This window comes from Microbacterium sp. NRRL B-14842 (genome assembly GCF_050470785.1).
Window position 1 is genome coordinate 2,301,889 of record NZ_JBFLUM010000001.1, and the last position, 25,609, is coordinate 2,327,497.

The 25,609-nt window shown below is 69.5% G+C and carries 24 protein-coding genes; 7 read left to right on the forward strand and 17 right to left on the reverse strand.

What is annotated here, in order from left to right:
* Positions 1–195: 195 nt before the first annotated feature.
* The 6 genes from AB1285_RS11310 to coaA form a co-directional block, all read right to left on the reverse strand.
* Complete coding sequence (locus tag AB1285_RS11310) at positions 196–1,041, reverse strand: response regulator transcription factor (RefSeq protein WP_187663389.1); 846 nt, start codon at positions 1,039–1,041, stop codon at positions 196–198.
* A complete protein-coding gene (gene tsaE, locus AB1285_RS11315) occupies positions 1,038–1,532 on the reverse strand; it encodes a tRNA (adenosine(37)-N6)-threonylcarbamoyltransferase complex ATPase subunit type 1 TsaE (RefSeq protein WP_292794988.1) in 495 nt (164 codons plus the stop codon). Before tsaE ends, AB1285_RS11310 begins: the two co-directional genes overlap by 4 nt.
* Complete coding sequence (gene alr, locus AB1285_RS11320) at positions 1,529–2,635, reverse strand: alanine racemase (RefSeq protein ID WP_259953053.1); 1,107 nt, start codon at positions 2,633–2,635, stop codon at positions 1,529–1,531. Before alr ends, tsaE begins: the two co-directional genes overlap by 4 nt.
* Positions 2,632–2,991 (reverse strand): holo-ACP synthase, encoded by a 360-nt coding sequence (locus AB1285_RS11325; RefSeq protein WP_187663387.1) that lies wholly within the window; start codon positions 2,989–2,991, stop codon positions 2,632–2,634. Before AB1285_RS11325 ends, alr begins: the two co-directional genes overlap by 4 nt.
* 105 nt (positions 2,992–3,096) lie before the next feature.
* Positions 3,097–4,944 carry a glutamine--fructose-6-phosphate transaminase (isomerizing) gene (glmS, locus tag AB1285_RS11330; protein WP_187663386.1) on the reverse strand — a complete coding sequence of 616 codons (1,848 nt, stop codon included), beginning with the start codon at positions 4,942–4,944 and terminating at the stop codon, positions 3,097–3,099.
* Positions 4,945–5,008: 64 nt separating this feature from the next.
* Entirely contained in the window at positions 5,009–5,962 is a 954-nt protein-coding gene (gene coaA, locus AB1285_RS11335) for a type I pantothenate kinase (RefSeq protein WP_071327518.1), read from the reverse strand.
* 28 nt (positions 5,963–5,990) lie between these two features.
* Here coaA and AB1285_RS11340 point away from each other — a divergent pair, with 28 nt between their 5' ends.
* The 4 genes from AB1285_RS11340 (at position 5,991) to AB1285_RS11355 (ending at position 10,008) form a co-directional block, all read left to right on the forward strand.
* A complete protein-coding gene (locus tag AB1285_RS11340) occupies positions 5,991–6,926 on the forward strand; it encodes a Ppx/GppA phosphatase family protein (protein ID WP_370428315.1) in 936 nt (311 codons plus the stop codon).
* 35 nt (positions 6,927–6,961) lie between these two features.
* Positions 6,962–7,435 (forward strand): VanZ family protein, encoded by a 474-nt coding sequence (locus AB1285_RS11345; RefSeq protein WP_292794994.1) that lies wholly within the window; start codon positions 6,962–6,964, stop codon positions 7,433–7,435.
* Between the two features lie 270 nt (positions 7,436–7,705).
* Positions 7,706–9,412: a DUF4012 domain-containing protein gene (locus AB1285_RS11350; RefSeq protein WP_292794996.1), complete on the forward strand. Its 1,707-nt coding sequence runs from the start codon at positions 7,706–7,708 to the stop codon at positions 9,410–9,412.
* 29 nt (positions 9,413–9,441) lie between these two features.
* Positions 9,442–10,008: an acyltransferase gene (locus tag AB1285_RS11355; protein ID WP_292794998.1), complete on the forward strand. Its 567-nt coding sequence runs from the start codon at positions 9,442–9,444 to the stop codon at positions 10,006–10,008.
* Here AB1285_RS11355 and AB1285_RS11360 read toward each other — a convergent pair.
* The 9 genes from AB1285_RS11360 to AB1285_RS11400 all read right to left on the reverse strand — a co-directional run bounded on the left by AB1285_RS11360 (position 9,950) and on the right by AB1285_RS11400 (position 20,247).
* The gene (locus AB1285_RS11360; protein ID WP_292795000.1) at positions 9,950–11,254 is read right to left on the reverse strand and encodes a lipopolysaccharide biosynthesis protein; all 1,305 of its coding nucleotides are present in this window, start codon (positions 11,252–11,254) and stop codon (positions 9,950–9,952) included. The genes AB1285_RS11355 and AB1285_RS11360 overlap by 59 nt on opposite strands.
* The gene (gene wzy / locus AB1285_RS11365) at positions 11,251–12,543 is read right to left on the reverse strand and encodes an O-antigen polysaccharide polymerase Wzy (RefSeq protein WP_370428316.1); all 1,293 of its coding nucleotides are present in this window, start codon (positions 12,541–12,543) and stop codon (positions 11,251–11,253) included. Before wzy ends, AB1285_RS11360 begins: the two co-directional genes overlap by 4 nt.
* A 76-nt stretch (positions 12,544–12,619) precedes the next feature.
* The gene (locus AB1285_RS11370; protein WP_370428317.1) at positions 12,620–13,690 is read right to left on the reverse strand and encodes a glycosyltransferase; all 1,071 of its coding nucleotides are present in this window, start codon (positions 13,688–13,690) and stop codon (positions 12,620–12,622) included.
* Position 13,691: 1 nt separating this feature from the next.
* The gene (locus AB1285_RS11375; RefSeq protein WP_292795006.1) at positions 13,692–14,861 is read right to left on the reverse strand and encodes a glycosyltransferase family 4 protein; all 1,170 of its coding nucleotides are present in this window, start codon (positions 14,859–14,861) and stop codon (positions 13,692–13,694) included.
* The gene (locus AB1285_RS11380) at positions 14,858–16,036 is read right to left on the reverse strand and encodes a glycosyltransferase (RefSeq protein ID WP_292795008.1); all 1,179 of its coding nucleotides are present in this window, start codon (positions 16,034–16,036) and stop codon (positions 14,858–14,860) included. Before AB1285_RS11380 ends, AB1285_RS11375 begins: the two co-directional genes overlap by 4 nt.
* Positions 16,033–16,680: a NeuD/PglB/VioB family sugar acetyltransferase gene (locus AB1285_RS11385; protein ID WP_292795010.1), complete on the reverse strand. Its 648-nt coding sequence runs from the start codon at positions 16,678–16,680 to the stop codon at positions 16,033–16,035. Before AB1285_RS11385 ends, AB1285_RS11380 begins: the two co-directional genes overlap by 4 nt.
* Entirely contained in the window at positions 16,677–17,270 is a 594-nt protein-coding gene (locus tag AB1285_RS11390) for a sugar transferase (RefSeq protein ID WP_292795012.1), read from the reverse strand. Before AB1285_RS11390 ends, AB1285_RS11385 begins: the two co-directional genes overlap by 4 nt.
* Before the next feature lie 32 nt (positions 17,271–17,302).
* The gene (locus AB1285_RS11395; RefSeq protein ID WP_292795014.1) at positions 17,303–18,439 is read right to left on the reverse strand and encodes a DegT/DnrJ/EryC1/StrS family aminotransferase; all 1,137 of its coding nucleotides are present in this window, start codon (positions 18,437–18,439) and stop codon (positions 17,303–17,305) included.
* A complete protein-coding gene (locus AB1285_RS11400) occupies positions 18,436–20,247 on the reverse strand; it encodes a polysaccharide biosynthesis protein (RefSeq protein WP_292795016.1) in 1,812 nt (603 codons plus the stop codon). Before AB1285_RS11400 ends, AB1285_RS11395 begins: the two co-directional genes overlap by 4 nt.
* Before the next feature lie 183 nt (positions 20,248–20,430).
* Between AB1285_RS11400 and AB1285_RS11405 the strand changes: the two genes are divergently transcribed.
* Positions 20,431–21,027 (forward strand): low molecular weight phosphatase family protein, encoded by a 597-nt coding sequence (locus AB1285_RS11405; protein WP_292795018.1) that lies wholly within the window; start codon positions 20,431–20,433, stop codon positions 21,025–21,027.
* Positions 21,028–21,051: 24 nt separating this feature from the next.
* On the opposite strand, the gene AB1285_RS11410 is transcribed toward AB1285_RS11405, so the two are convergent.
* Positions 21,052–22,152 carry a hypothetical protein gene (locus AB1285_RS11410; RefSeq protein WP_292795020.1) on the reverse strand — a complete coding sequence of 367 codons (1,101 nt, stop codon included), beginning with the start codon at positions 22,150–22,152 and terminating at the stop codon, positions 21,052–21,054.
* 94 nt (positions 22,153–22,246) lie between these two features.
* Here AB1285_RS11410 and AB1285_RS11415 point away from each other — a divergent pair, with 94 nt between their 5' ends.
* Positions 22,247–23,614, forward strand: coding sequence for a polysaccharide biosynthesis tyrosine autokinase (locus AB1285_RS11415; protein WP_292795022.1), 1,368 nt, complete (start codon positions 22,247–22,249; stop codon positions 23,612–23,614).
* A 71-nt stretch (positions 23,615–23,685) separates the two neighbouring features.
* Entirely contained in the window at positions 23,686–25,128 is a 1,443-nt protein-coding gene (locus AB1285_RS11420; RefSeq protein ID WP_292795024.1) for a polysaccharide biosynthesis tyrosine autokinase, read from the forward strand.
* A 19-nt stretch (positions 25,129–25,147) separates the two neighbouring features.
* Here the strand turns inward: AB1285_RS11420 and AB1285_RS11425 are convergent, their stop codons facing one another.
* Positions 25,148–25,594, reverse strand: coding sequence for a GtrA family protein (locus AB1285_RS11425; protein WP_187663385.1), 447 nt, complete (start codon positions 25,592–25,594; stop codon positions 25,148–25,150).
* Between the last annotated feature and the right edge of the window lie 15 nt (positions 25,595–25,609).

A 25,609-nucleotide genomic window follows, 5' to 3' on the forward strand; every position in this document is an offset into this window, starting at 1 on the left:
CGGTCGATCCTCAGCATTCACGCAAGATTACTCAAAGATCGTCACTTCGCGCTCTTCAGGTGGCCTTCCCGTCCTACGATTCTGAGTGGGAGCCGACGCTGCGACTGGGGATTTCGCAGAAGCTGGGGCCGCGCGAGTGGGGATTCGCAGGCATCCGGGGCCGCGGTGGGGGAGCCGCGGCCTCGACCCCTCTCCTCAGACGGGCCGGTCGTCGGAGGTCAGACGGTAGCCGACGCCGCGCACCGTCTCGATGTAGCGCGGGGCGTTCGGGTTGTCACCGAGCTTCCGGCGCAGATTGGCCATGTGCGTCTCGATGGCCCGCTTGTCCGGCTCGCTCACCCGGTCGAAGGCGTCTCCGGAGAGGCCGCGCAGCCCGCGTGCGAGGTCGGCCTTGCTGCAGACTCTGCGGCCGGCCTCGAGGAGCGCGGCGAGCAGATCGAACTCGGTGGGGGTGAGTTCGACGGGGCGCTGGGAGACGAGCACGAGACGCGTGTCGAGGTCGAGGCTGAGGTCGCGGTGCACGAGCCCTCGCCACGTGGCGACGGTGGCGTCGGCGGCGGCGATGACCGGCAGGGACGCGCTCGACGCCGCGGAGGCCGTCGAGACGGTGACCCGGGGCGGCGGGGCGCTCGCGGCCGCGGGCGTCCCCTTGTCCGCCGCGGACAGGCGGGTACGGCGGAGGAGCGCCTCGATCCGCGCCCGCAGCTCGCGCGGCCGGAAGGGCTTGACGAGGTACTCGTCGGCACCGGAGGTGAGGCCCAGCACCACGTCCGACTCCTCGGCGAGGGCGGACAGCATGATGATGAAGGTGTCGCTGACCCGTCGGATGCGTCGCGCGACCTCGAACCCGTCGATGCCGGGGAGGTTGATGTCGAGGGTGGTGATGATCGGGTGGTGCGCCGCCACTGCCGCGAGACCGTCCGGACCGGAACCCGCCAGCACGGTGCGGAAGCCCGCGGCGAGGAACACCTCGTCCAGGAGCGACCGCACACCGGGGTCGTCTTCGATGATGACCGCGACCAGCGGCGTCTCCCCCGTCACGCGCGCTCCTCGCGGGCGATCGTGACGAAGCGCGGCGCGTCGGCGTCCAGCTCCGAGGGGTCGAGGTCGTTCTCGTCGTCGCCGGCTCCGACGGGGCGTTCGATCTCGACGTCCCACCAGGCGTCGGCGAGCTCCTCCGCCATGCCGCGGCCCCACTCCACGACCACGACCGACCGCTCCAGATCGAGGTCGAGGTCGTCGAGTTCGGCGGCGGAGCCGAGGCGGTACGCGTCCACGTGCACGAGCGGCGCTCGGCCGACCAGGGACGGGTGGGTGCGGGCGATCACGAAGGTCGGGCTCTGCACGGGCCCCCGCACACCGAGTCCCTCGGCCAGACCCCGGGTGAACGTGGTCTTGCCCGCCCCCAGGGGTCCGGTGAGGATGAGCAGGTCGCCCGGTTCGAGCTGCTCGCCGATGCGCAGCCCGAGCTGCTCCATCTCCTCGGAGGTGGCGATCCGCCGGCGTCCGAGGAACGCCGGGTCCAGGCTCACGTCGTCCTCCGCGGCACCCGGTGCCCGATGCGGGTGACGATCTCGTAGCCGATGGTGCCGGCGGCCTCGGCCCAGTCCGCGGCCGAGGGCACGCCGAGGGTCGGGTCCCCGAAGAGGATGACCTCGTCGCCGACCGCGACCGGGGCATCGCCGACGTCCACGACGAACTGATCCATCGCGATCCGTCCCACGTTCGTGTAGCGCCGCCCTCCGATGGACACGGGCAGTCGCCCCGAGGCGCTGCGGGGGACGCCGTCGGCATACCCCAGCGGCACGAGCGCCAGGGTGGTCTCCCGGTCCGTGCGGTGCACGTAGTCGTAGGAGACCCCGGTGCCGGCGGGAACGCGCCGCACGGCGGCGACCGCCCCACGAAGGGTCATGGCCGGACGCAGGCCCAGTTCCGCCGAGGAGCGGTCGTCGAAGGGCGAGAGGCCGTAGGTGCCGATGCCGATGCGGACGGCGTCCAGTCGCGTCTCGGGAAGGTCGATGGCGGCGGCCGTGGCGGCGATGTGTCGGATCTCGGGTCGCACGCCGAGCGCGGCGGCCTGCGCCACCCCTTCCTCGAATCGGGCGAGCGCGGCACGGTCGTCGGCGGGCGAGGCGTTGGAGAGGTGGCTGAAGAGTCCCACGACCCTGACCCGTCCGATGCGCTCCAGGCGAGCGGCCTCCGCGAGCACCGTCCCCCAGCCGTCGGGGGCGATGCCGTTGCGGGACAACCCGGTCTCGAGCTTCAGGTGCACGGCGACCGGGCGGTCTCCGGATGCGGCGGCGGCCGCCGCCTGCAGCTGGTCGTATGACGAGATGCCGAGCTCGATCCCCTCGGCGGCCGCCTGGACGAAGCGCTCCCCCGGAGCGTGCAGCCAGGCCACGATCGGGGCGTGCACGCCCTGACGCCGCAGCTCCAGTGCCTCCGGGATCTCGGCCACGCCGAGGCGGGTGGCGCCGGCGGAGAGAGCCGCCACGGCGGCCGCGGCGGCACCGTGGCCGTACGCGTTCGCCTTCACGACGACGAGCACCTCCACGCCGGTCAGGCGACGGAAGTGCCGCACGTTGTCGGCGATCGCATCCAGGTCGATCGTCGCCTCGCGGAACGGGACGGTCACAGCGGGGCTCCTTCGGCGACGACGAACGCGGCGGCGAGACCGGCGTCGTGGGTGAGGGTGAGGTGCAGCGTGAGGATGCCGCGTTCCTCGACCACCGCGGCGGTGGATCCGGACAGCACGAAATGCGGCCGCCCTGAGGGCTCGGAGGCGATCTCGATCTCGGTCCAGTGCACGCCGTCGGAGCCGCCGAGGGCCTTGATCAGCGCTTCCTTCGCGGCGTACCGCGCGGCCAAGGACGGCAGGCGGAGCTCCCGTTCGGACGGGGCGAACAGCCGCTCCCGCAGCCGCGGGGTCCTGGTCATCGTGCGCTCGAACCGCGGGATGTCCACGAGGTCGATGCCGGTGCCGATGATCACGCGTTCAGCCTACTCGGGCTTCCCCACCCACCCCGTTACGAACGCCCCACCCCTCTGCGTGCGCACGCAGAGGGGTGGGGCGAACAGAACAGGGTGGGTCGGCGGTCACTCCACCGTGACGGACTTCGCGAGGTTGCGCGGCTGGTCCACGTCGAGGCCCTTCGCGGTCGCCAGCGCCATCGCGAAGATCTGCAGCGGGACGACGGCCAGCAGCGGCTCGAACATGGGGCCGGCGAGCGGGATGTGGATGACCTCGTCGGCGAAGGGCAGCACGGCGGCGTCGCCCTCCTCCGCCACCACGATCACGCGGGCACCGCGGGCGCGGATCTCCTGGATGTTGGAGACGACCTTGGAGTGCACGAGTGCCGAGTGCCGCGGCGACGGCACGAGCACGAACACGGGCTGGCCCGGCTCGATCAGCGCGATCGGACCGTGCTTGAGCTCGCCGGCGGCGAAGCCCTCCGCATGGATGTAGGAGATCTCCTTGAGCTTGAGCGCCCCCTCGAGCGCGATCGGGTAGCCCACGTGGCGACCGAGGAAGAGCACCGAACGGGTGTCGGCCATCCAGCCCGCGAGCTGGGTCACGTGCTCGTGCTCGCTCTCCAGCACCTTCGCGACCTTCTCCGGCAGCGCGGCGAGCTCCTCGACATCGGTCGAGGCGTCGGCCACGACGCCGCGGACTCGTCCCATGTGCAGGCCGAGCAGGAGCAGGGCCGTGATCTGGGCGGAGAACGCCTTGGTCGAGGCGACGGCGACCTCCGGGCCGGCGTGCGTGTAGACGACGGCGTCGGACTCGCGCGGGATCGTCGCCCCCTGCGTGTTGCAGACGGACAGCGTGCGGGCACCGCGCTCCCGGGCGTACTTCACGGCCATGAGGGTGTCCATGGTCTCGCCGGACTGGCTGATCGAGACGACGAGGGTGTCCGCGCCGATGACGGGGTCGCGGTACCGGAACTCGTGGGCGAGCTCGACGTCGACCGCCACGCGCGCCCACTGCTCGATCGCGTACTTGCCGACGAGGGCCGCGTAGGACGCGGTGCCGCACGCGGTGATGATGACGCGGTTGATGCCGACGAACAGGTCGTCGAGACCGTCCAGCTCCGGGATGACGACCTGACCGTCGCGGATGCGGCCGCGGATCGTGTTCGCGACGGCTTCCGGCTGCTCCGCGACCTCCTTGGCCATGAAGCTCGACCATCCGCCCTTCTCGGCGGCGGCGGCGTCCCACGAGACATCGAACGGCTCGGCGGCGACGGGCGTGCCGGCGAAGTCGGTCACGGTCACCGCGTCGGGGGTGATCGAGACGATCTGGTCCTGACCGATCGCGAGGGCCTTGCGGGTGTGCTCCACGAAGGCGGCGACGTCGGAGCCGAGGAAGTTCTCCCCCTCGCCCAGGCCGATCACGAGCGGCGAGTTGCGGCGAGCGCCGACGACGAGACCCGGGTGGTCCTGGTGCATCGCGAGGAGCGTGAAGGCGCCCTCGAGGCGGTTGACGACGGCGCGGAACGCGAGCGCCAGGTCGCCCCCGTTGCCGGCATACTCGCGGCCGAGCAGAGCTGCGGCCACCTCGGTGTCGGTCTCGCTGCGGAAGGCGACGCCGTCGGCGAGGAGTTCGTCGCGCAGCGCGGCGAAGTTCTCGATGATGCCGTTGTGGATCACCGCGAGCTTGTCGTCGTCGGCGAGGTGCGGGTGCGCGTTGACGTCGGTCGGGCCGCCGTGCGTGGCCCACCGGGTGTGACCGATGCCGGTCGTGCCGTCGGCGAGGGGTGCATCGCCGAGCGAGTCGCGAAGCATGGCGAGCTTGCCCGCCTTCTTGCGCATGCCCAGCGTTCCCTCGCCGTCGATCACGGCGATGCCCGCGGAGTCATAGCCGCGGTACTCGAGCCGGGCGAGGCCGGCGAGAAGGATGTCCTGGCTGGGCCGCGGGCCCACGTATCCGACGATTCCACACATGGGGATAAGGGTAAGCGGGAATTTTTGCGAGTCGTCCGAACAATAGGACGTCCGCCAGGGCGCCTCAGAGCTTGCGCAGCAGCACGCTCTCCACGTCGTGATCCGCGCCCTTGCGCAGAACCAGCCGCGCGCGGTGCCGCGTGGGCATGACGTTCTCGACGAGGTTCGGCATGTTGATCTCGTTCCAATATCCCAGTGCGGTGGTGATCGCCTCCTCGTCGGTGAGGTGCGCGAACACGTTGAAGTAGGACGACGGGTTGCTGAAGGCCCCCTGCCGCAGCGCGAGGAACCGGTCGACGTACCACTTCTCGATGTGCGCGGTGTCGGCGTCCACGAAGATCGAGAAGTCGAAGAGGTCGCTGACGGCGACGTCGTTCGGCGCGGGCGGAGGCTGCAGGACGTTGAGCCCCTCGACGATCACGACGTCGGGGCGGCGCACCACGACGTGCGCGTCCGGCACGATGTCGTAGCGCATGTGGGAGTAGAACGGCGCCCGCACCTCGGGCGCTCCGCTCTTGACCTCCGTGAGGAACTCGATCAGCGCCCGGCGGTCGTACGACTCCGGGAAGCCCTTGCGGTCCATGAGGCCCCGGCGCTCCAGCTCGGCGTTCGGGTAGAGGAAGCCGTCCGTCGTCACCAGCTCCACGCGCGGCGTCCCCGGCCACCGGCTCATCAGCTCGCGGAGGAGCCGGGCGATGGTCGACTTGCCCACGGCCACGGAGCCGGCGACACCGACGACGAAGGGCGTGGTCGTGTCGTCCTCCTGGAGGAACGACGAGGTGGCCGCACCGAGCTGCTTCGTCGCGCTCGCGTACAGGCTCAGCAGCCGGCTCAACGGGAGGTAGACCTCACGGACCTCGGTGAGGTCGAGACGATCGCCGATCCCCCGCAGCTCCACGACCTCGGTCTCGGTGAGAGGCTGGTCGAGTCCGGCGGCGAGACGCGCCCACTCCGCGCGCCCGATCTCCCGGTACGGCGACAGCGGCAGCGTGGGGTCGGCGGTGGTCACGTCGTCCATCGTAACCGCGCGCGAGTATCCTCATCCCGTGCGCCTGGGAGTCCTCGACATCGGATCCAACACCGTCCACATGCTCGCCGCCGACGTACGCCCGGGCGGACGACCGCTCGCGACCACGAGCGACCGGACCGTGCTGCGCCTCATGCGGTACCTCACACCGGACGGGGCGATCGCGGAGGACGGCGTGCAGGCCCTGGAGACCGCTGTCGCGCAGGCGCGCCGGGTGGCGGAGGCGGAACGCGTGGACGCGCTCCTCGCCACGGCCACGAGCGCCGTGCGCGATGCCCGCAACGGAGCCGAGGTGATCGCGCGCATCGAGGCCGTCCTGGGTCAGCCGCTCCAGGTGCTCGACGGGGAGACCGAGGCCGCGCTCACCTTCCTCGCGGTGCGGCGCTGGTTCGGGTGGTCCGCCGGCCAGCTGCTGCTCCTCGACATCGGCGGCGGCTCCCTGGAGATCGCCGCGGGCGCCGAGGAGGTACCGGACGTCGCCGCCTCCGTGCCGCTCGGAGCCGGGCGCATGACGGTGCAGTTCCTCCCGCAGGATCCGCCGGGTGAGGACGATGTGGAGCGGCTGCGGGCACACGCCGCAGCGACTCTCGACGCGGTCGTCCCCCGGTTCCATGCCCTCCCCCGTCCGGACCACGTCGTGGGGTCCTCCAAGGCGATCCGTTCGCTCGCACGGTTGGTCGGCTATCCCGTCCCCGGCTGGTCGGGTATCGAGCGGATGCTGCTCCCCCGCGAGGTGCTCGGTTCGTGGATCCCGCGGCTCGCGCGCCTTCCCGCCTCGGCGCGCCAGGAGCTCCCGGGGATCACGCCCGACCGGACGTTCCAGATCGTGGCGGCCGCGGTGTCGCTGCATGCTGCGATGAGCGCACTGGGGGTGGAGGAGCTGGAGGTGTCGCCGTGGGCGCTGCGCGAAGGAGTGCTGCTGCGGTACATCGAGCAGCTCGGGTCGCGATCCTGAGTGGACTGCTCCGGCGGCGCGGATAGCATGACGCCATGACCCCGACCCTCGCCACCCGTGCCCCGCGCGGCAGGGTGGCAGCCCGCGTCGCCCTGGTCGGTTACCTGCTGTTCGTGGGCTTCACCGTCTGGCTGCCCGCGGCCGTGTCGTCCAAGGTCACGGGTCTCGTGGGCGTGATGGCCCGCTGGGTCGCGGAAGCCGGCATCGCACCGTACCAGCAGAGCGCCGTGGTGCTGGAGATCCTGGCCAACGTCGCCCTCTTCGTCCCTGTCGGGCTGTTGCTGCCCTTCGCCTGGCCACGGCTTCGACTCTGGCAGGTCACGCTCGCCGGTGGTCTGCTGAGCGTCGTGATCGAGTCGGTGCAGGGCTTGATGCCGTCCCGGTTCCCCACGCTCAGCGATGTGATCGCCAACACCACCGGCACCTTCCTCGGGGCCGTCATCACCTGCCTCCTCCTCACCGCGGTGTCCGTCGGCGCCCGTCGGGTTCCGGCCTCTTCCAGCGGATGACGATCCTGCTCTATCGCGCCGACCGTGCCGCGATACTCTCGTCACTATGCGTGCATCGATGTCGGCCAAGTCCGTTCCGCCGGGCGGTTGGCGTCGAGAATTCGACGTCACTGGAGCGCGCCGATGAGCGACGCAGCCGAAGAACCCGAATTCCCGCGCAGTCGCCGCGAAGCCCGCGCGCACCGGGGCCGACCGGTGCCGGAGACGACGACGCCCTCCAACCCGCGATCGCACCGGACCCGAAGCCGGCGTCGTCGTGCTTTCACGGCGGTGCTGATCGGGACGGCCGCCCTGGTCCTGGTGGTCGGAGCCGGGGCCGCACTGCTCTACGTGCAGGCATCGAGTGTGCGCTCGCACCTGACCGCCGCGATGAGCAGCCTCACCACAGTGCAGTCAGCCATTCTCGCCGCCGACCGACCGGCCGCAACCGCAGCCGCCGCACAGCTCTCCGACGACACGGCTGCAGCCGTGGACACGACGGGAAACCCGCTGTGGGCTCTGGCTGCGAAGCTACCCGTGATTGGCGACGATCTCGCTGCCGTGAGATCCGTCGCGGTGGTCGTCGACCAGCTCGCGCGAGATGTCATCGACCCCGCGACCTCGATCGACTTGGACACGTTCCGTCCTGTGGACGGACGCATGGACCTCGATGCGCTGTCGACGCTGGCGCCTACGATCGACCGCATCGCAGCCGGTGTCGCGAGCGCCGTGGACACCATGGCCACGATCGACCGATCGCAGCTCACAAGCCAGGTCGCGACGGGCGTGAACATGGTCGACGAGGCGTTGTCGAAGGCGACCCCGCTCCTCGCCCCCCTCCGCGATCTCGCCCACCTGCTCCCGGACGCCCTCGGCGCAGCGGGTCCCCGCGACTATCTCCTCATGTTTCAGGGCAACTCGGAGGCTCGGAGCCTCGGCGGGAACGCCGCCGTGTTCATCGTCGTGCGCGCCGACGCCGGTCGCCTCGAGATCACCGGCCTCGCCGACAGCTCCGACTTCGCGCAGCCGACTCCTGAACCCGTCGCATCACTCGACCCTGAGGCCGTCGCCATCTTCGGCGACAAGATCGGGAAGTACACGCCGGATTTCACGATGGTGCCCGACTTTCCCTCGGCGGCGTCCATCATGCAGGGATGGTGGGCACAGCTCGGGCCGACAGACTTCGACGGCATGGTTTCGGTCGACCCGGTGGCGCTCTCCTATCTCCTGAGGGCGACCGGACCCCTGACGCTGCCGACCGGAGATGCACTGACCGCCGACAACGCCGTCCCGCTTCTCCTCAACGAGGTCTACTTCCGGTACGAGGATCCGATGATGCAGAACGCGTTCTTCGCCGGTGCCGCATCGAGCGTGTTCAGCGCACTCACCAGTGGGGCCTTCGCGCCCGACGTGCTGATGGCCGCCCTCGCGCAGGCGGTTGACGAGCGCCGTCTGCTCTACCAGACGGACGACGCGGACGAAGCCGCGCTGGTCTCGGACTCACCTCTCGCCGGCACCTTTCCCCCTGACACGGCGAACGCCACGAAGATCGGCGTCTTCGTGAACGACAACACCGGTTCGAAGAAGAGCTACTACCTCGACATGTCGACCACGCTGTGCCGTGGCGAAGGCACGATGGAGGGGACGACAACGCTGACATCGATGTTGGACGCGGCCACCGCGTCGCGACTTCCGTACTACATCACCGGGCCGTACTACGCCCCCGCGGATATCAGCACCTACGTCGCGATTTATGGTCCGACCGGTGGCACTCTGAAGCAGATCAGCGTGGACGGCGCACCCGTGCAGCCGATCTCTTCGGGTCAGCACCTCGGACGCCCGGTCGTGAAGGTGGAAGTGCAACACCATCTCGATTCCGTGCACAGCATCCGGTTCGCTTTCACCCCTCCGCAGGGAGCGGCCGGCGAACTTGGACTGGTGCAGACCCCGCTCTCCCGGGAGAGCCCCGTGCACATCACCGATCAGTGCGCCCCTTGACGAAACCCCACGATCCGGAGCAGCCTCCCATGACCCCCATCGCCGCACTGCGCCGAACCGTCGCGAAGCTCCTGCGCGGCGTGTGGCGACTGGGTGAGCTCGCGTGCTCGTCGGTCCGCAAGACGCGTCTGCGCCTCATGTACCCCGGTTTCGATGCCGACCGTGCCACCTTCATCGGCCCCGGCTGCGACATCAGGGTGTCACCGGGCGGGTCCCTACGCGTGCGCTCCTGCGCGGTCACCCGCAATGTGACGCTGACGGCGGGGCCGGGGGCACGGCTGTCGATCGACGCCCACTACCTGGGGCCCGGCGCCGTGATAGTCGCGCGCGAGGAGGTCTTCCTCGGCACAGGCACCAAGGTGGCGGAGAACGTGGTCATCCGGGACGCCAACCACGACCACACCGTCCCGCTCGCCGAGATGCGATTCATCGCCGCGCCGGTGGCGATAGGGGAAGACGTCTGGCTCGGCGCCAGGGTGACGGTGCTCGCCGGAGTCACGATCGGCGATCACAGCTCCATCGGAGCGGGCGCCGTCGTCACACGGTCGGTGCCGGCGGGTTCACGGGCATGGGGCGTCCCTGCTCGGGTGCAGTAAGTCCCGGACGGCGCCGGCGGAAGACGACGTAGACGGCGATGCCACCGGCGATCGCCATGACCGCCAGCACCAGATCGCGCGCGACGGCCAGCCCTTCAGCGCCCCCGAGCATCGCACCGACGCTGTAGAGCACGAGCGCGACCGGCACGGAGGAGAGCCCGACGAGTGTCGCCGCGCGATTCCACTCCCCCCCGATGAGGACGAGGTTCGCCAGCACGACCAGCGCGTAGAACACCTCGCCGGGAAGAAGGAGCCAGGTGATAGCGACGGCATCGGTGTACGGGGTGCCGAAGAGCGGGACGGTCAGCCAGGTCGCCGCGAGACCGACGACAGCTGCCGTGACCGCGGTTGCGAGCACCGAGAGTACGGCGAGACCCGCCACGCTGCGCGATCCGCCCCCTCCGGCGACCCGAGCTGGAGCGAGTTGCGCGACCGCCGTCGGGACGACGCGGATGACCTCTGCATAGGTGGCCGCCAGGCCGTACACCGCCACCACGGTGGCCGAGGTGACGGCTCCGAGGATGAGCCGGTCGGACCGGGCGATGACCACGATGGCGAGCGGGAGGACGAGGGTGGACACCCCCGCGACGAAGAGCCGCGATACACGGAGGGCGGATGCCCACCCGGACATCAGGTCGCCATCGCGGAAGGCGAAGACCACAGAGACGACCGCGACGACCGCGACCGCTCCGTATTGAGCCGCCACCAGGAGCGCTGCCGTGGGCGTGATGCCGCCCCCGGCGCACAACGCGAGCGCGAGGCCCAAGCTCAGCAGCCCCGCGACAGCGCTGCCGGCGGCCCAGCGAGCGCCGGCGGCGTACCTCATCCCGGCGAAGCGCGCGTCCGTGAGCAGGGCGATGCCGACCTGCGACGAGGTCGCGAGCGCGACCGCCGCGATGATCGGCGCCGTGGCCATCCTCGCGTCGGTGCCCTGCAGAAGCACCGCGGCCCCGCCCCCGACCACCGCCGAGACCACGATCACAATGAGCCCCGCCGTCGTGAACGCGCGGCGTAGCTCGACCGCCTCCTCATGGTTCGCTCGCGGCAGCCTCGCCCTGAGGGTGTTGCCGATGCCGGCGCTGACCAGCAGGGAGACGATGGCGGACGCGGAGAGCGCGAGGATCATGAGCCCGCGCTCGGCCACCGGCAGCCATGCCGTCGCGAGGAACCCCGCCAGCGCATTCGCCGCCAGTTGCGCTCCTGATCCCGCGATCATGGCGGAGACGGCCTTGACGAGGTTCCTCATCCAGTCCCCCCGCCGCCCCGGTCGCGTGACCCGAGGAAAGCCGCTCCCACCAAGACGAGACCGATGAGGATCTGCGGGATGACCGGAGCGAAGGAGTTCCGCACCGCGGTCACGACCGGCAGCATGATGACGGCGGCCAGCGCCGCTCCCTGTGGAGTCCCGGGTAGCCGGTCGATCCGCGCCAGCACGAATCCCAGGACACACATGACGAGGACGACGCCCAGCACATCGAAGTTCCGGTACCCCTCCGCGATCGGCGAACCGCCGATGGGGCCGATACGGGTGAAGACCTCGACGTTGAACAGGCGCAGGTCCTGATCCCCCGGCGGTGACGGCACCCCCAGCAGCCGCTCCGCGACCCTTACAACCGGCGCGATGAACGTGACGCCGTTCATCTGAGGCAGTCCCGCCGACATCCACTGTTCGACCTGCACCACCGGGAACAGGGAATAGCCCATCTCGGCGGCACCGTCGATCGGGTCGATCCGCGTCCATCCACCTTCGAGCAGCCCGCTGAACCCCTGGGCTCTGGTCTGCCGGATCACACTGATCGCCGAGAGCACCGCGGCCGCCACGAGCAGGAAGACCCCCAACCGTAGGCGTCGCCGCTTGGCTTCGATCATCACCAGGGTAACGAGCGGGAAGAGTACCGGGCCGCGGAGCCCGAGCGGCAGCGCCAAGGCGGCGAGCGCCAGCATGCTGGCCCAGCCGACGATGCGGCTGCGTCCGCCACTCGCCACCAGCAGACACAGCCCCAGCCCGAGCAGGAGGGTGCCGTAGCTGAACACCGACTCGCCGGCCACCACGTCGAGGAACTCGAGGTAGCCACCCACGCTGGCGAGACCGCCGTTCGACCACAGCGCAGAACCGATCATTCCCGCGCCGATGACGGCGGCCGCGCCGCCGACGACCGGAAGCCTCCCGGCGGGCGCCGTCGCCACCGGCGAGGGCGGAGTCTTGGCACGCGCGAACTGACCGAGAGCAACACCCGCGCTGGCGCTCGCCGCACCGATCACGGTGAGGGAGGTCGCCGGAGCCAGCCGCTCGGCCGCGATCCAGGAGTTGTCGCCGCCGCCGAGCAGTGCGGCGTCGCCATGGAGCACGTACGCGATAACGAGGCCGCCGTGGAACAGGGCGAAGACGAAGAAGTAGAGGAAGGCGCTTCCGCCTGCCCCCGCACGCGGATTCCAGGCCGTGACCAGGAGGCCGATGAACGCGGCGATGAGCATACCGGCCTGCGCCGCGCTCGCCTCCCCGCCTCCGGTCGATGTGCTCCAGATCAGCGTCACTAAGCCTATGGCGAGGCCGAGACACACCCTCACCCATCGATGGTGTCGACCGGTAGCGTCCGCGACGAGCAGAAGATCACCAGAGCGAGAGCCAGTCATTCACGCTCCTCTCCAGGGTGAACCTCGAACCTCTTACGGTTTCCGCCAGAGCGCGGCGGTCAGCATGGCTCAGGTCCATCGCTCGTGCCACTGCGGCCGCCCACTCGGAGGCGGCGGCCTCTGGGGAGACGAAGGCCACGCCGGGAAGCGTCTCGAGCTCGCGGAGGGTCGGGAGGTCGGAGGCGACGACGGGAACACCGCTGGCCAGGGCCTCCAGCACGACACCAGGAAGCCCTTCCCGGAACGAGGGCAGCAGAAGGACATCCGCCTCCCGGAGGATCGGTGCCACATCGTCGACCACACCCACGACACGGAAACCTCCGTCGCTGGGCAGCTCGCCGAGGTCCGCGGTCCCGCCGGGACCCACCACCACCATCTCCACAGGCCCCACGGCGCGGAGCGCCCGAAAGATCGGCACGAGGATACGGCGGTTCTTCTCCGGCGACGCGCGGCCGACGTGCACAACTCGTGGGGGCCGCACGCCATACGCCTCCATCGGCGGGTGGAAGCGCCCGACGTCGACGCCGTTCACCAGTACGCGCGTCTCCACGTCGAGCCAGCGATGGAGCCTCCCCCACCGTCCGATGAGGAAGCGGAGAGCCGCATCGCTGACTCCCACGACGTGGGTCGCCGAGAAGGGCAACAGCGCTCGAGCAGCCGTTCGATACGCCGTTCGCAGGCCACCGCCTCGATCGTCACCCGTGCTGTGGGCGCGGGCGATGCGCCGCCGCACGCCCGTGCCGCGCACGGCCAGAAGGAGGAAAGCGCTCGCAAGCGAGACGTGCGAGACGACGACATCCGCCCCGCGCTCTCGCACGAGGCGTCGGAGCGCGCCGACTCGGGCGAGCGTGCCACCGGCAGGCGCCACGGACACCACCGCGCCCGCATGCCGGAACCGCGGGGCGAGAGCACCTTCTCGCCCGGAGAAGCAATAGAAGACCTGCGTGACGCGGGCGGTCGGAATCGCTTCGCACAGATCGAGGGCGACTTTCTCTGCGCCGCCGTGATCGAGACTTCCGATGACATGGACGACGACCGTGGGCTTCATCTCATCCACCTCCGGCCAGGCCGATCAGCGTCCGCTGCCAGTCTGCCAGCGCGGCGGCGCGCGCGGACGGGGAGAATCGCCGGGTCGCGGCGATTCCGGCGGTCGAAAGCTCGCGGCGCCGCTCCGGTGACCGGAGCAGCTCGCGCAGCAGTCGCGTCATCGCCGTCACGTCGCCCGGGTCGAAAGTCGCGGACGGGGGCAAAAGCTCCGGCACCCCGCCGACGCGACTAGCGATGGCCGGTACGCCGATTGCCATCGCCTCGATCAGCGCGCGCGGCATCCCCTCCGTGAGCGAGGGGAGAACGAACAACGTCGCCTCGGCGAGCACCGCCTCCACCTCCGCCGGGTCGCCCAGATACCCGGTGAAACGGACGGCGTCGGGTACCCCTTGCTCGCGGGCGGTCTCGTGCAGGAAGGGCATCCTCCGCCCTGAACCGACCACGGTGAGCGTGACAGTCGGAAACTCATCCCGGATGCGTCCCAGAGCTTCGATCAGGTGGTGATGTCCTTTGTAAAGCTGGTCGACGGAGCCAACCGACACGAGGTGCGGTGCCCCGTCCTCTGTTCCCTTCCAGCGCGGTTCGTCGGCGATCACCACATCAGAGAAGGACGCGACCTCGGCATGCGGCGCGGGCGGATAGCGCCGCTGCAGTTCCCGCTCCGTGACATACCTGACGGCTCTCGCTCGGCGAACGACAAGGCGCGTGACCATGCCTACTACGGGGCGCAGAAGGCGGCCCGCCGCGCCCAGCGCACCGGAACGCAGGACGCCTTCGGCATCACCAACGACTTCCGCGGCGACGGGGATACCGCGCCGACGCGCCGAGAGGGTCGCAAGGGTGCCGAGCACGCCGGGAACTTTGACCAACACGAGATCCGCGCCGCCGACACTCCGACGTACGGCGGCCCACGTGGCGGGAAGGCGCAGGACCGACTGACGGAGCCCGATGTAGTGCGGCAACGCGATCGTCTCCCCGCTCAGCGGTGAGCCGGCGGAATCATCATCGAGCCGGGCACGGGCGGCGAGCACCGGAGACAGAGAGTCCCCTGGCAGCTCTCGCGCCCAGGCGCAGCCGTTCACGCCGGGATCCTCGGAGAGGAAGCGTCCGGCCGCGTCCATGGCGAAGCGTGCTTCCGAGAAGACGAGAACCCGGGGCGCCCCTTCGGTCACCGGAATGCCCCGTCGAGGACGACCTGCGCCACGCGTGTTGCGGCGGCAGTGCTGTCGAACAGCTCTACGGCTCTCGCCCTCGCCGCATTGCCCATCGCGGAAAGCCTATCGTCCTGCCATGCTCGATACGCCTCCTCGAGCGTGTCACGGAGAGCAGAGGAGTCGCCGGCGGGAATCACCCAGCCGGTGACCCCGTGCACCATGGTCTCGGGCAGACCGCCGGCGTCGCTCACGATCGACGGTACCGCCATCGCCGAAGCCTCCAGCGCCGCGCCATGGTTTTCGGACAACGACGGGCTGACGCTGACGTCAGCAGCCGCGTAGGCCGCTCGCACGTCGTCCACCGTGTCCAACCACGTGACGCGCAGCTCCTCGAGCGAACGGGGAAGGGTATCGACGAGCTGGCGGCGATAGAGCTCCCCCTCAGGACGGAACCCGCCGCCAACGATTGTCAGGTGCGCGTCCTCGTGGTCGCGCACGAATGCCGCCCACGCCTGCAGGAGTTCCGCATGTCCCTTGATGCCATGTCCACGATGCACGAGACGTTTGGGGGCATACACGAACGCGACCATGATGACCTCGAAAGACGAGCCCGCGCGGCGGGGCTCGTCCGCCATCGGCTGGTCTCCACCCTGCGGTGGCATGAAGACCCGCGTGTCTACGCCGTAGGGGATGCTCACGAGCTTGTCGGCACCGGAGACCACCTCGGCGTACCGGCGCAGGGTGTCGTCCGACCCGCAGACGATGACGTCGTCCGCACGGTGCAGCACCCTCTCCGCAAGTCGGATCACGGGGGTCTCCAAATGCAGAGGACCGGCGACCATGTGCACCGCCCTCGTCCGACGACCAAGCAGGGCCGTTCGCGTCGCCAGGGCGCTGGCGTACAGATGGTAGAGCACCGCGTCCGGACGGAGAGAACGCAGGTCGCGAGCGAAGGAGAGGAAGTCGCGGATGTTCGCCGGCTTCGGCAGAAGCCCGAACTGATAGCGGGTCCGCCGCACCACGACGCCGTCGTCGTCGGCAGCCATCTCGGCGAGCCGGTCACCGAGGCGACCAGGCGCATCGGGGATGAACACAGTCACACGCGCACCCGCTTCGCGCAACGCGCGTACCTGCGGGAGGATCCAGAGCCCCCCTGCTGCGGTCTTCAGGACGATGGCGACCGTCCGCGTCATCGGGCCGGCACTCCCTTCACGATCCGTCCGGCATCGACGTCGCGAGTGACACAGGCACCGGCGCCGACCGTCGCGCCCGCCCCGACCTCGAGGCCCTGCAGCACCACAGCCCCGGCACCGACGAGCGCCTCCCGTCCGACGAGGACATTCCCCGAGATGACGGCTCGCGGATTGATCGAGACGTCGTCCTCGAGCGTCGTATCGTGGCCTACAGTGGCCCCGGGATTCAGGTGTACGCCACGACCAAGGCGCACTGAGGTGGAGACGAGGACCCCCGCACAGACGATACTTCCGGGGCCCACAGTGGTGAGTGACCCGATGACGGCCGTAGGGTGCACGAGGGATTGCAGCTCGTACCCCAGGGAGAGGCACTCCGCCGTCACTCTGCCCCGGACGCGGGGGTCCCCGATGGCCACGGCGAGCCGCACCTTCGTCTGTGCGGCGAGCTTCTCCCGCGTACCGAGGTAGGTCACGCCGAGGCGGTCGAGCTTCGCCGCATCCCCGTCCGTGATCGCATCGTCCACGACTCCGAGTAGGTCGATGTCGATCAGTCCAACGGCCTTCGCAGCGAGGTAGGTGTCCAGGGCCTCACGCCCGAAGCCCCCTGCTCCGATGATGACCAGCGAGATCGGGGAAGTGCTCATGGGTGACCGGTTCCTTCGAATGTGTGCGCGCTGACCGAGCCGGGGGGCGTGATCCCCTCGCGTCGGAGCACGAGACCCACGGTACGCGCGAGGATACGGGCATCGAGGCCCAGGCTTCGGGCATCGACGTAGGCCACGTCGAGCGCGAAGCGACGCTCCCAGCTCACGGCGTTCCGGCCCGCGACCTGCGCGAGGCCGGTGAGCCCCGGGCGCACCTCATGCCGCCGAGCCTGCTCCGGCGTGTAGCGGTCGAGGTACTCGACAAGCAGGGGTCTCGGACCGACGACGCTCATCTCCCCTCGTAACACGTTCCACAGCGACGGCAGCTCGTCGAGACTCGATCCGCGGAGAACGCGCCCGAACCTGGTCACGCGCTGTTCGTCCGTGACCAAGCGGTGCCTGTCATCGACGCTGCGCATGGAGCGGAACTTGTAGAGCGTGAAGATCCGACCATGGCGGCCGGGACGCGGCTGCGCGAAGATCACCGGTCGGCCGACATCGATCGCGACACAGATCGCGGTGACGGCGATCACCGGCAGCAGGAGAACGAGGCCGATGGCAGCGCCCAGGACGTCGAACGTTCGCTTCACCGGGTCGTAGGAAGACGCAACCCGGACAGCCATCATCGCTTCCCGTCCAGGAACCCGCCGATCCGGGTGAGCACGCGCTCTCGCTGCTCATCCGTCAGGGCGGAGCCGCTGGGCAGCGTGAGCCCACGGCGGAAGAGCTCGTCCGCCGCTCCGGTGATGATTCCCCGTGCCCCGGCGAACACGGGCTGCGCGTGCATCGGCTTCCACAGCGGACGCGTCTCGATGTCATCACCGCTGAGGTAGGTGGAAAGCTCGGCAGGCGTCCACCCCGTCTCATCGGCATCGACGAGGATCGAAGTGAGCCAAGCGTTGTCCGCCTCGTCGCCCGCCGCGCCGAAGACCTCGACGCCCCGGACGTCCGAGAAGAGGGTCTTGTACGCCGCTCTCATCTCCCGGCGCCGACCAATCATCTCGTCCAGGCGCCTGAGCTGTGCGCGGCCGAGCGCCGCGAGCAGGTTGCTGAGGCGATAGTTGTAGCCGATGTCGGTGTGCTCGTAGTGGACAACGGGCTGGCGAGCCTGAGTGGCGAGGTAGCGCACGCGACGGGCGATCTGGCCGTCATCGGTGAGAAGCATCCCCCCGCCGGAGGTGGTCATGATCTTGTTGCCGTTGAACGACACCGCTGACGCCGATCCGAAGCTGCCCGCCGCTCGTCCGCCATGGGTGGCTCCCAGTGACTCCGCGGCGTCCGCGAGCACGGGCACTTCGAACTCGGCGGCGATCGCGAGGATGGCGGTGTAGTCGACCGCTTTTCCCAGCAGGTCGACCGGGACGATCGCCGGCACGGTGGCGCCCGAGGCACGGAGTTCGTGAAGAACCGTTCGCAGCAGTTCCGGTTCCATATTCCCGGTCGCCGGGTCGGCGTCGATGAAGTACGGCTCCGCCCCCGTGTACGTGATCGCGTTCGTGGTGGCTGCGAAAGTCATGGTCGAGGTCGGGACCACTGTGCCTGGCCCCGCTCCGAGCACGATCAGCCCCAGGTGCAGCGCCGCGGTACCGGAACTCAGCGCGACGCCGTGCGCGACGCCGACTCGCGCAGCCAGCTCTCGTTCGAACGCATCGACGTCGGGGCCGAGAGGAGCGATCCAGCCCGACCTCATGGCGGCGAGGACCGCCTCGTGCTCCGCCTCGCCGATGTCGGGCGACGACATGTGAATTCGTTTGCTCATGGAGCGCCCTCCGTGTCGACGAGTGGCATCGGCGTGACCGACGTGGCGTCAACCGGCGGAGGCGTGGCCCCCATCCGGGAGTACCACCCGGCGCGGTCCAGACGGTCCGGTGCGAGGGGGTCAGCACGCGTGTGCGACACCTTGGGGTGGAAGGGCCGCTCGAGGCTCTCGCGATCTCCGACGAGCTCTTCGTGCAGCTTCTCGCCATCCCGGAGTCCCGTGAACACGATCTCGACCGCTTTGCCGGACATCGCGATCATCCGCTTGGCCACGTCAAGGATCGACACCGGCTCTCCCATGTCCAGGATCAGCACCTCGCCGGACCGCCCCACCGCGCCAGCCTGGATGACGAGCTGGCAGGCCTCGGGGATCGTCATGAAGTAGCGCGTGACGTCAGGGTGCGTGACGGTCAGTGGCCCACCGGAGTCGATGAGCGCCTGAAAGGTCGGCAGCATGGAGCCCCGGCTGCCGATCACGTTGCCGAATCGAACGGAGAGATAGCGCATCCGCGTCTCCGCTCCGGCCCAGGCAGTGATCTTCTCGGCGAGACGCTTGGAATGGCCCAGAACGCTCGTCGGGTTGGCCGCCTTGTCGGTTGAGATGTTGACGAATGTCGCCACACCGCATTCGCGGGCCGCTTGCACGACGTTGAGTGTCCCCAGCACGTTGGTCTTCCACGCCTCGTCCGGGTACTGCTCGAGCATCGGGAGATGCTTGAGTGCCGCGGCGTGGAAGACAACTTCCGGACACCGCTCGGAGAAGACGCGGCGGAGGATCTCGGGTTCCCTGATGTCTGCGAGGACGACATCCTTCGTGTCGAGAAGACCATGTCCAGCGGTGCGGATCTGCGCGAGCTGGAGGCCGGTCTCGTCACGGTCGAGCATGGTGAGTTCGCTGGGGCCGAACTTCGCGAGCTGCCGGCACAGTTCCGAGCCGATCGAACCGCCGGCCCCCGTGACGAGCACGCGTCTGCCGGTGATGTAGCCGGCGATGAGCTCGACGTTCGTGTCCACCGGGTGGCGCCCGATGAGGTCCTCGATGCTGACGTCACGGAGGTCGGCCGGCGATCCCTCGCCGGAGCGGATCTGCGTGAGGCTCGGGGTCACGGAAACGCTCATGCCTGCCGCCTCCGCGCGGTCTGTGAGCTCGCGCAGCAGCGCGCCGTCGGCACGCGCCACGGCGATCACGAGCGTTGTCGCTCCCGTCCTCGCGGCGGCCTCCGCGAGGTCGCTCGTCGTGCCGATCACGGGCACCCCCCGCAGGCGCAGGTGCTTCTTCGCGGGGTCGTCATCGAGGAGTCCCACCGGCCGGATCGGCGATGCGGGGTCGGTGAGGATGCTTCGCAGCACGTTGTCGCCGAGGTACCCCGCGCCCACGATGATGGCCGGCTCTGCCTCATCGCCGGGCTTACGCGTCCGCTCCGAGAGCAAGCGGGTGAGGTAGCGGACGCCGAACATCAAGAGGAGCACGAAGGGGAAGGCGAGGAACACCGTGCCCCGCGGGATCCCGACCGCGTTGCCGAACAGGATCACGAGGATTCCGAGCAGGATCGACTCCCCCATCACGACCAACCCGAGCGCGCGAACCTCGTCGAACGAGCCGTAGCTCAGCCGCCCGCGGTAGAGCGCGAACTGGAGCCCGAGCAGGACGTGCAGTGCCGCGGCGACGAGCCCGAGCGCCAACGTCGCCACCCAGGTCGCCGCCGTCATGGCGAACTCGAAACGCAGCACCACGGCGGCGACGATTCCCAGCGCCCACGCGCCGGCGTCCAGAGCCGCGGCGAGCGCACGACGCCGCTCGGGCGCCATGGCGACACCCTCAGGACTCAAACTTGACCCCCCGCTCCTCGAATTCCCAACGCTCGCGCTGCCCCCTCGCGTGGTGTGTTCAGTTGAGGCACAGCCTACCCATACATCGGTTCGACCTCCGGCGAGGACCGAGGCCGCTACGGAACGCGGCTACGCTGACCACGACCGCCACGAAAGGCTCCCGTGTTCGAGATCACCACCATCTGCACCGGCAACATCTGCCGCTCTCCGCTGGCCGAACAGCTGATCCGCGCCGGTCTGGCCGATCTTCCGGGGACCATCACCAGCGCGGGCACCCGGAGCATCGTCGGCGCGGTCATGCCGGAGGAGGCGGTCACCCTCGCCACTCGGTACGGGGTCGCCCTCGACGTCGCAACGGCGCACCGGTCCCGTCAGCTCACCGCCTCCCTCCTGGAAACACCGGACCTCATCCTGGGGATGTCACGGGAACACCGCCGGTCCGTCGTGGAGCTGGCACCGGTCCGCCTGCGAGCGGCTTTCACGCTTCGGGAGTTCGCTCGATTGGCCGCCGACGCCTCCGACGGCGAGCTTCGAGAGGCGGCCTCACACCACACCGATCCGTCCTCGAAGCTCCGCGCCGCCGTCGCCGCCGTCGCGGGCCGTCGCGGCATGGCGCCGCCGGCGCTCAGCCCCGAGGACGACGACATCGTCGATCCGTATCGACAGTCACAGGCGACATACGAGCGATCCGGACGGCAGCTCGTTCCGGCGGTCGCCCAGGTCGTACGTGTGGTCCGTCTCGCCGTCGCCGAGAGCTGACCCTCGGTTGCCCGCGAGCGCCGATCACGGCTGCGGTTCGGTTCCGCTCTCGGGGGCCGTCTCGTCCTCCGGCGGCGTGCTGGGGTCCGTCACCTGCTCCTCGGCGCCCTGATCCCTCTGTGCGCGTTGCGCCTGTTCGACCTCGAGGCGCTCGCGGCGGTCGTCGGCGCGAAGAGCCCAGACCGCCTCCTCATACGCGATGAGGGCTTCCTGTCCGTCGGGCTCGTGCAGCGGCGCGGTCGAGACGCGCACACCCGCCGCGGTGACGGCGTCGCGGAACTCCAGGGCGGCCGCTGGATTCGCCCGGACCTCACTTTCAGCGCGGTCGGTGAAGCCGACGGCGAAGGAGCTCAGGGCCTGGATGAACGGTGAGCGGTGCGATTCCGCGGTGGCCCGGAGCAGACGGACCTGCGTGAGTGCCTCGTCGACCAGATCCGCCCGCGCCCGCACATCGTCGATGGCCGCTGCGACTTCGGGAAGGGAACCGGTGTCCACCGGCGACGGCGGACTCGGTTGCGGCAGCGCAGGCGGCTCCAATGTCCGCAACGCGCCGATGTAGGCGTCGGCCGCCGCGACCGCCGCGTCGCGTGCCACCGGATCCACGATGGTTCCGTCGAGTTCGACGAGCGCCGCCCGTGTGGCGGCGGCCATCTCGTTCTCCGATGACGTCTGCGCATCGAGGCGCCCTGCGGCGGCCTCCAGCCCCTGCTCGGCGCTGGCGAGAGCCGCCTTGTCTTCCCGCAGGGCCTCCGCCGCCGTCTCGGCTGGCGACGCGCTGGCCCCCTTGATGCCCGCGAAACCCGCGGCTCCCACAACGGCCGCAACAGCCAGGGCCGCGGCGATGGCGTTGACAGGGTCGATGCGCAACCTGCGCCCTCGCCCTCGGCGCAATGGCGCGGTCGAAGCGCGCGGGGGCGAGCCGCCGTCCGCTGCACCGGCGACCAGAGGAGCGGCGACCATCTCTCGCAGCCGCAGCGTCTCCGCGTCGCCGTGAACGCTCGGGGATTCCCTCCGCGGCTCCCCGACCAAGTGCTCCAGCTTCGCGCTGAAGGCCGTCGCGCCGTGATCGCGCGCAGGACTCGGCGTGCGGCGATCGCCCGCGAAGAGATCGTCGAGCGTGCTCATGAGACGGCTTCCGTACGAGAGAGGCGTGGGGAGGATAGTCTCGAGAAACACTACTACCGGCGTCGAACGACGAAGCGGTCATGTTCGGGAGACGATGGAAATCCACGATTACGTGCGCATCCTGCGACGCAATGCGGTGCTGCTCCTCTCCGCTGCCCTCATCGGCCTCGCAGGCGGAACCTTCGTCGCCCTGAATGCCGCGCCGCGCTATGACGCGACGACCACGTTGTTCGTGTCGGCGCAGTCCCCTTCGGGAAGTTCCACCGACCTGAACCTCGGTCGCACCTACGCCCAGCAAGCAGTATCGAGCTACGTCGCGCTCGTGCCCAGTGCCCTCGTCCTCCAGCCCGTCATCGACGACCTCGGCCTGGATCTCCGTCCGGCGCAGTTGGCGGAGAACGTCAGAGCTTCCGCCGAACTGAACAGCCTGGCCATCTCTGTGACCGTCTCCGACGGGAACCCGAGTCAATCCGCCCGAGTAGCCAATGCGATCGGAGAGAGCTTCGCGACAGTCGTCGTCGAACAGCTGGAGAAGCGCGCCGATGACTCGGTGAGCCCCATCCGCATCGATACCTTGCAGGTGGCACAGGTGCCGGTGGCCCCGGTCGCCCCGAACGTCACGACCTCGATGACGATCGGGGGGATTGTCGGCATAGCGGGAGGATTCGCCCTGACCGCGCTCCGCGCCGCAATCGATACCCGCGTGCGATCCATCGACGACGTGGAGCGCTCGACCTCGGTGCCGGTCCTCGGTGGTATCGCCTTCGACCCGAAGGCCCCGCAGCAACCCCTGGTGGTTGCTGCGGATTCGCGGGATCCACGGGCGGAGGGCTTCCGCGCCCTTCGTACAAACGTCGAATTCCTCGCCGCAGGCGGTTCGACGCCAGTCGTCGTCATCACCAGCGCGGGGCCCGGAGACGGGAAATCGACGACCGCCGCGAACCTCGCGATCGCGTTCGCCCAGTCCGGATCGAAGGTCGCGCTGGTGGACGGCGACCTGCGCATGCCGCGCGTAGCGGACTACTTCGCGATCGAGGGAGGAGTCGGGCTCACTGATGTCCTCGCCGGGCGCATCGCCGCGAGCGATGCGCTCCAGCGCTGGGGCCGCGGCGCGCTCTTCGTGCTTCCCGCCGGCACCATCCCTCCGAACCCGGCGGAGCTCCTGGGATCCACCGCGATGTCCTCCCTGCTTGCCGATCTCCGCGTCGCATTCGACATCGTCATCATCGACGCGCCGCCCGTCCTGCTCGTCACGGATGCCGCCGTTCTCGCCGGCCAGTCCAACGGCGCCCTCCTCGTGGTCGCCGCCGGCAAGACGACGAGTCCACGGCTCCGTGCAGCCATCGACAGCATCGACAAAGTCGGGGCCACGATTCTCGGCACGGTCATCACAATGCTGCCCACGACCAACCCCGCACGATTCCTAGCGTCGAGGAAACGACGCGCGAAGTTCCTGCGCTGAGAACTCACCCGCCCGCCCCGCTATGCGAGAATGACCGCATTCTCCCCCACAAACTTCAGGAGATCTCCCGCGTGGAACTTCGCGATTACCTGCGCATCCTGCACAGGAACTGGATCATCATGCTCGTGCTGCTGCTCATCGGCCTGCTCGCCGGGGCTGCGTACGCCCTCACGCAGCCGCCGAGGTACGTGGCGTCCACACAGCTGTACGTCTCCGTCCGCAGCGAGGGCGCCGCCACCGGCGATCTCGTCCAGGGCACGACGTTCGCGCGGCAGATGGTCACGACCTACGTCGATGTGATCGGCACGGAACTGGTCCTGCAACCGGTGATCGACGAGCTGGATCTCGATACGACCGTCACCGGTCTCGCCTCTCAGGTGACGGCGACGACCCCTCTGAACACGGTCACGATCAACATCACCGCGACGGACACCGACCCTCAGCGGTCGGCGCAGATCGCGAACCAGACGGCGATCAGCTTCGCCGCCGCCGTGCAGAACACGCTGGAGAAGCCGATCGCCGAGGGAGCGACGAGTCCGGTGAGCATCACCGTCACGGACCCGGCGACCGCTCCGACCCGCCCCTCCAGCCCGAATGTTCCACTGCTCACCCTTCTCGGAGGTCTGCTCGGTCTCGGCGCCGGGGTGGCCGTAGCCGTGTTGCGGCAGCTCCTCGACGTGCGCATCCACACGCTCCACGACATCGAGCAGATTACGGATCGCCCCATGTTGGGCGGCATCGCCTTCGACCCCGAGGCCCAGAAACGGCCGCTGATCGTGCACGCCGACCCACGCAGCCCGCGGTCGGAATCCTTCCGCACGCTTCGCACCAACCTGCAGTTCCTCCGCGTGGACTCGGGCCCGCGCGCGATCGTCGTCTCAAGCTCCGGACCGGGCGAGGGCAAGTCGACGACGACAGCAAACCTTGCGATCGCCCTCGCGGAGACCGGGGTCAGGGTCGCCCTGATCGACGGCGACCTGCGCCTCCCCCGCATCGCTGACTACATGGGAATAGAGGGAGGGGTCGGTCTGACGACCGTCCTCATCGGGCGTGTCGACCTCGCCGATGCTCTGCAGAAGTGGGGGCCGAACCAGCTGTACGTGCTGCCCAGCGGCCCGGTTCCGCCGAACCCGAGCGAGCTGCTCGGATCGTCAGCGATGGACCAGTTGCTGTCGTCGATGACGGAGTACTTCGACTACGTTCTTATCGACGCTCCCCCGCTCCTGCCCGTGACAGACGCCGCGGTGATCGGCAAGAAGACGAGCGGGGTGATCCTGGTGGCCGCGTCCGGCAAGACGAAGAAGCAGGAGCTCGCGGGCGCGATCCGTGCTCTCGAGACAGCCGGCGTGGCTATGCTCGGCACCGTCGTGACCATGCTTCCGACGAAGGGCCCGGACAGCTACGGTTACGGCGCTTATACCTACGGCGCGACCACCCCGATCGAGCAAGACCCTATCCAGTTGAAGAGGTCCGACGCTCGTCCTCGTCGGGGACGAGCGAAGGCGACCGCCTGACGCCGACCCCGTCGGCCGCTCAGGCCTTCGGCGACGCGACCCGGAAGACGATCGAGTGGTAGAGCACGAAGCGCAGCAGCACGACGATGACGATGCTGACGAGGTTCACGAGGTTGACCGCCACGGCTCCGGGCGTGCGGCCGAGGATGCCGCCGACCGCTTCGACGCCGACCCACACGAGCGCGGCCCCGAGCGCGGTGCACACGGCGTTGGTCGCGAGGAACAGGGCGACCTCCGCGGCCCGTCCCCGGCGATCGCGGTGGCGGAAGGTCCACTCGCGGTTGCCGATGTACGCGTTGATGAGGGCGACGAGCGAGGCCACGATCTTCGCGGCGACGACGTCCCACCCCCAGGCGTAGACGAGGAGGTTGAAGACGCCGACCTCGATCAGGGTGCTCAGCGCCCCGACCACGAGGAAGCGGCTGCCCACGCCGGCGAGGCGACGCAGTCGGGAGGGAGGATTCATGGCTCAACTAGGCTA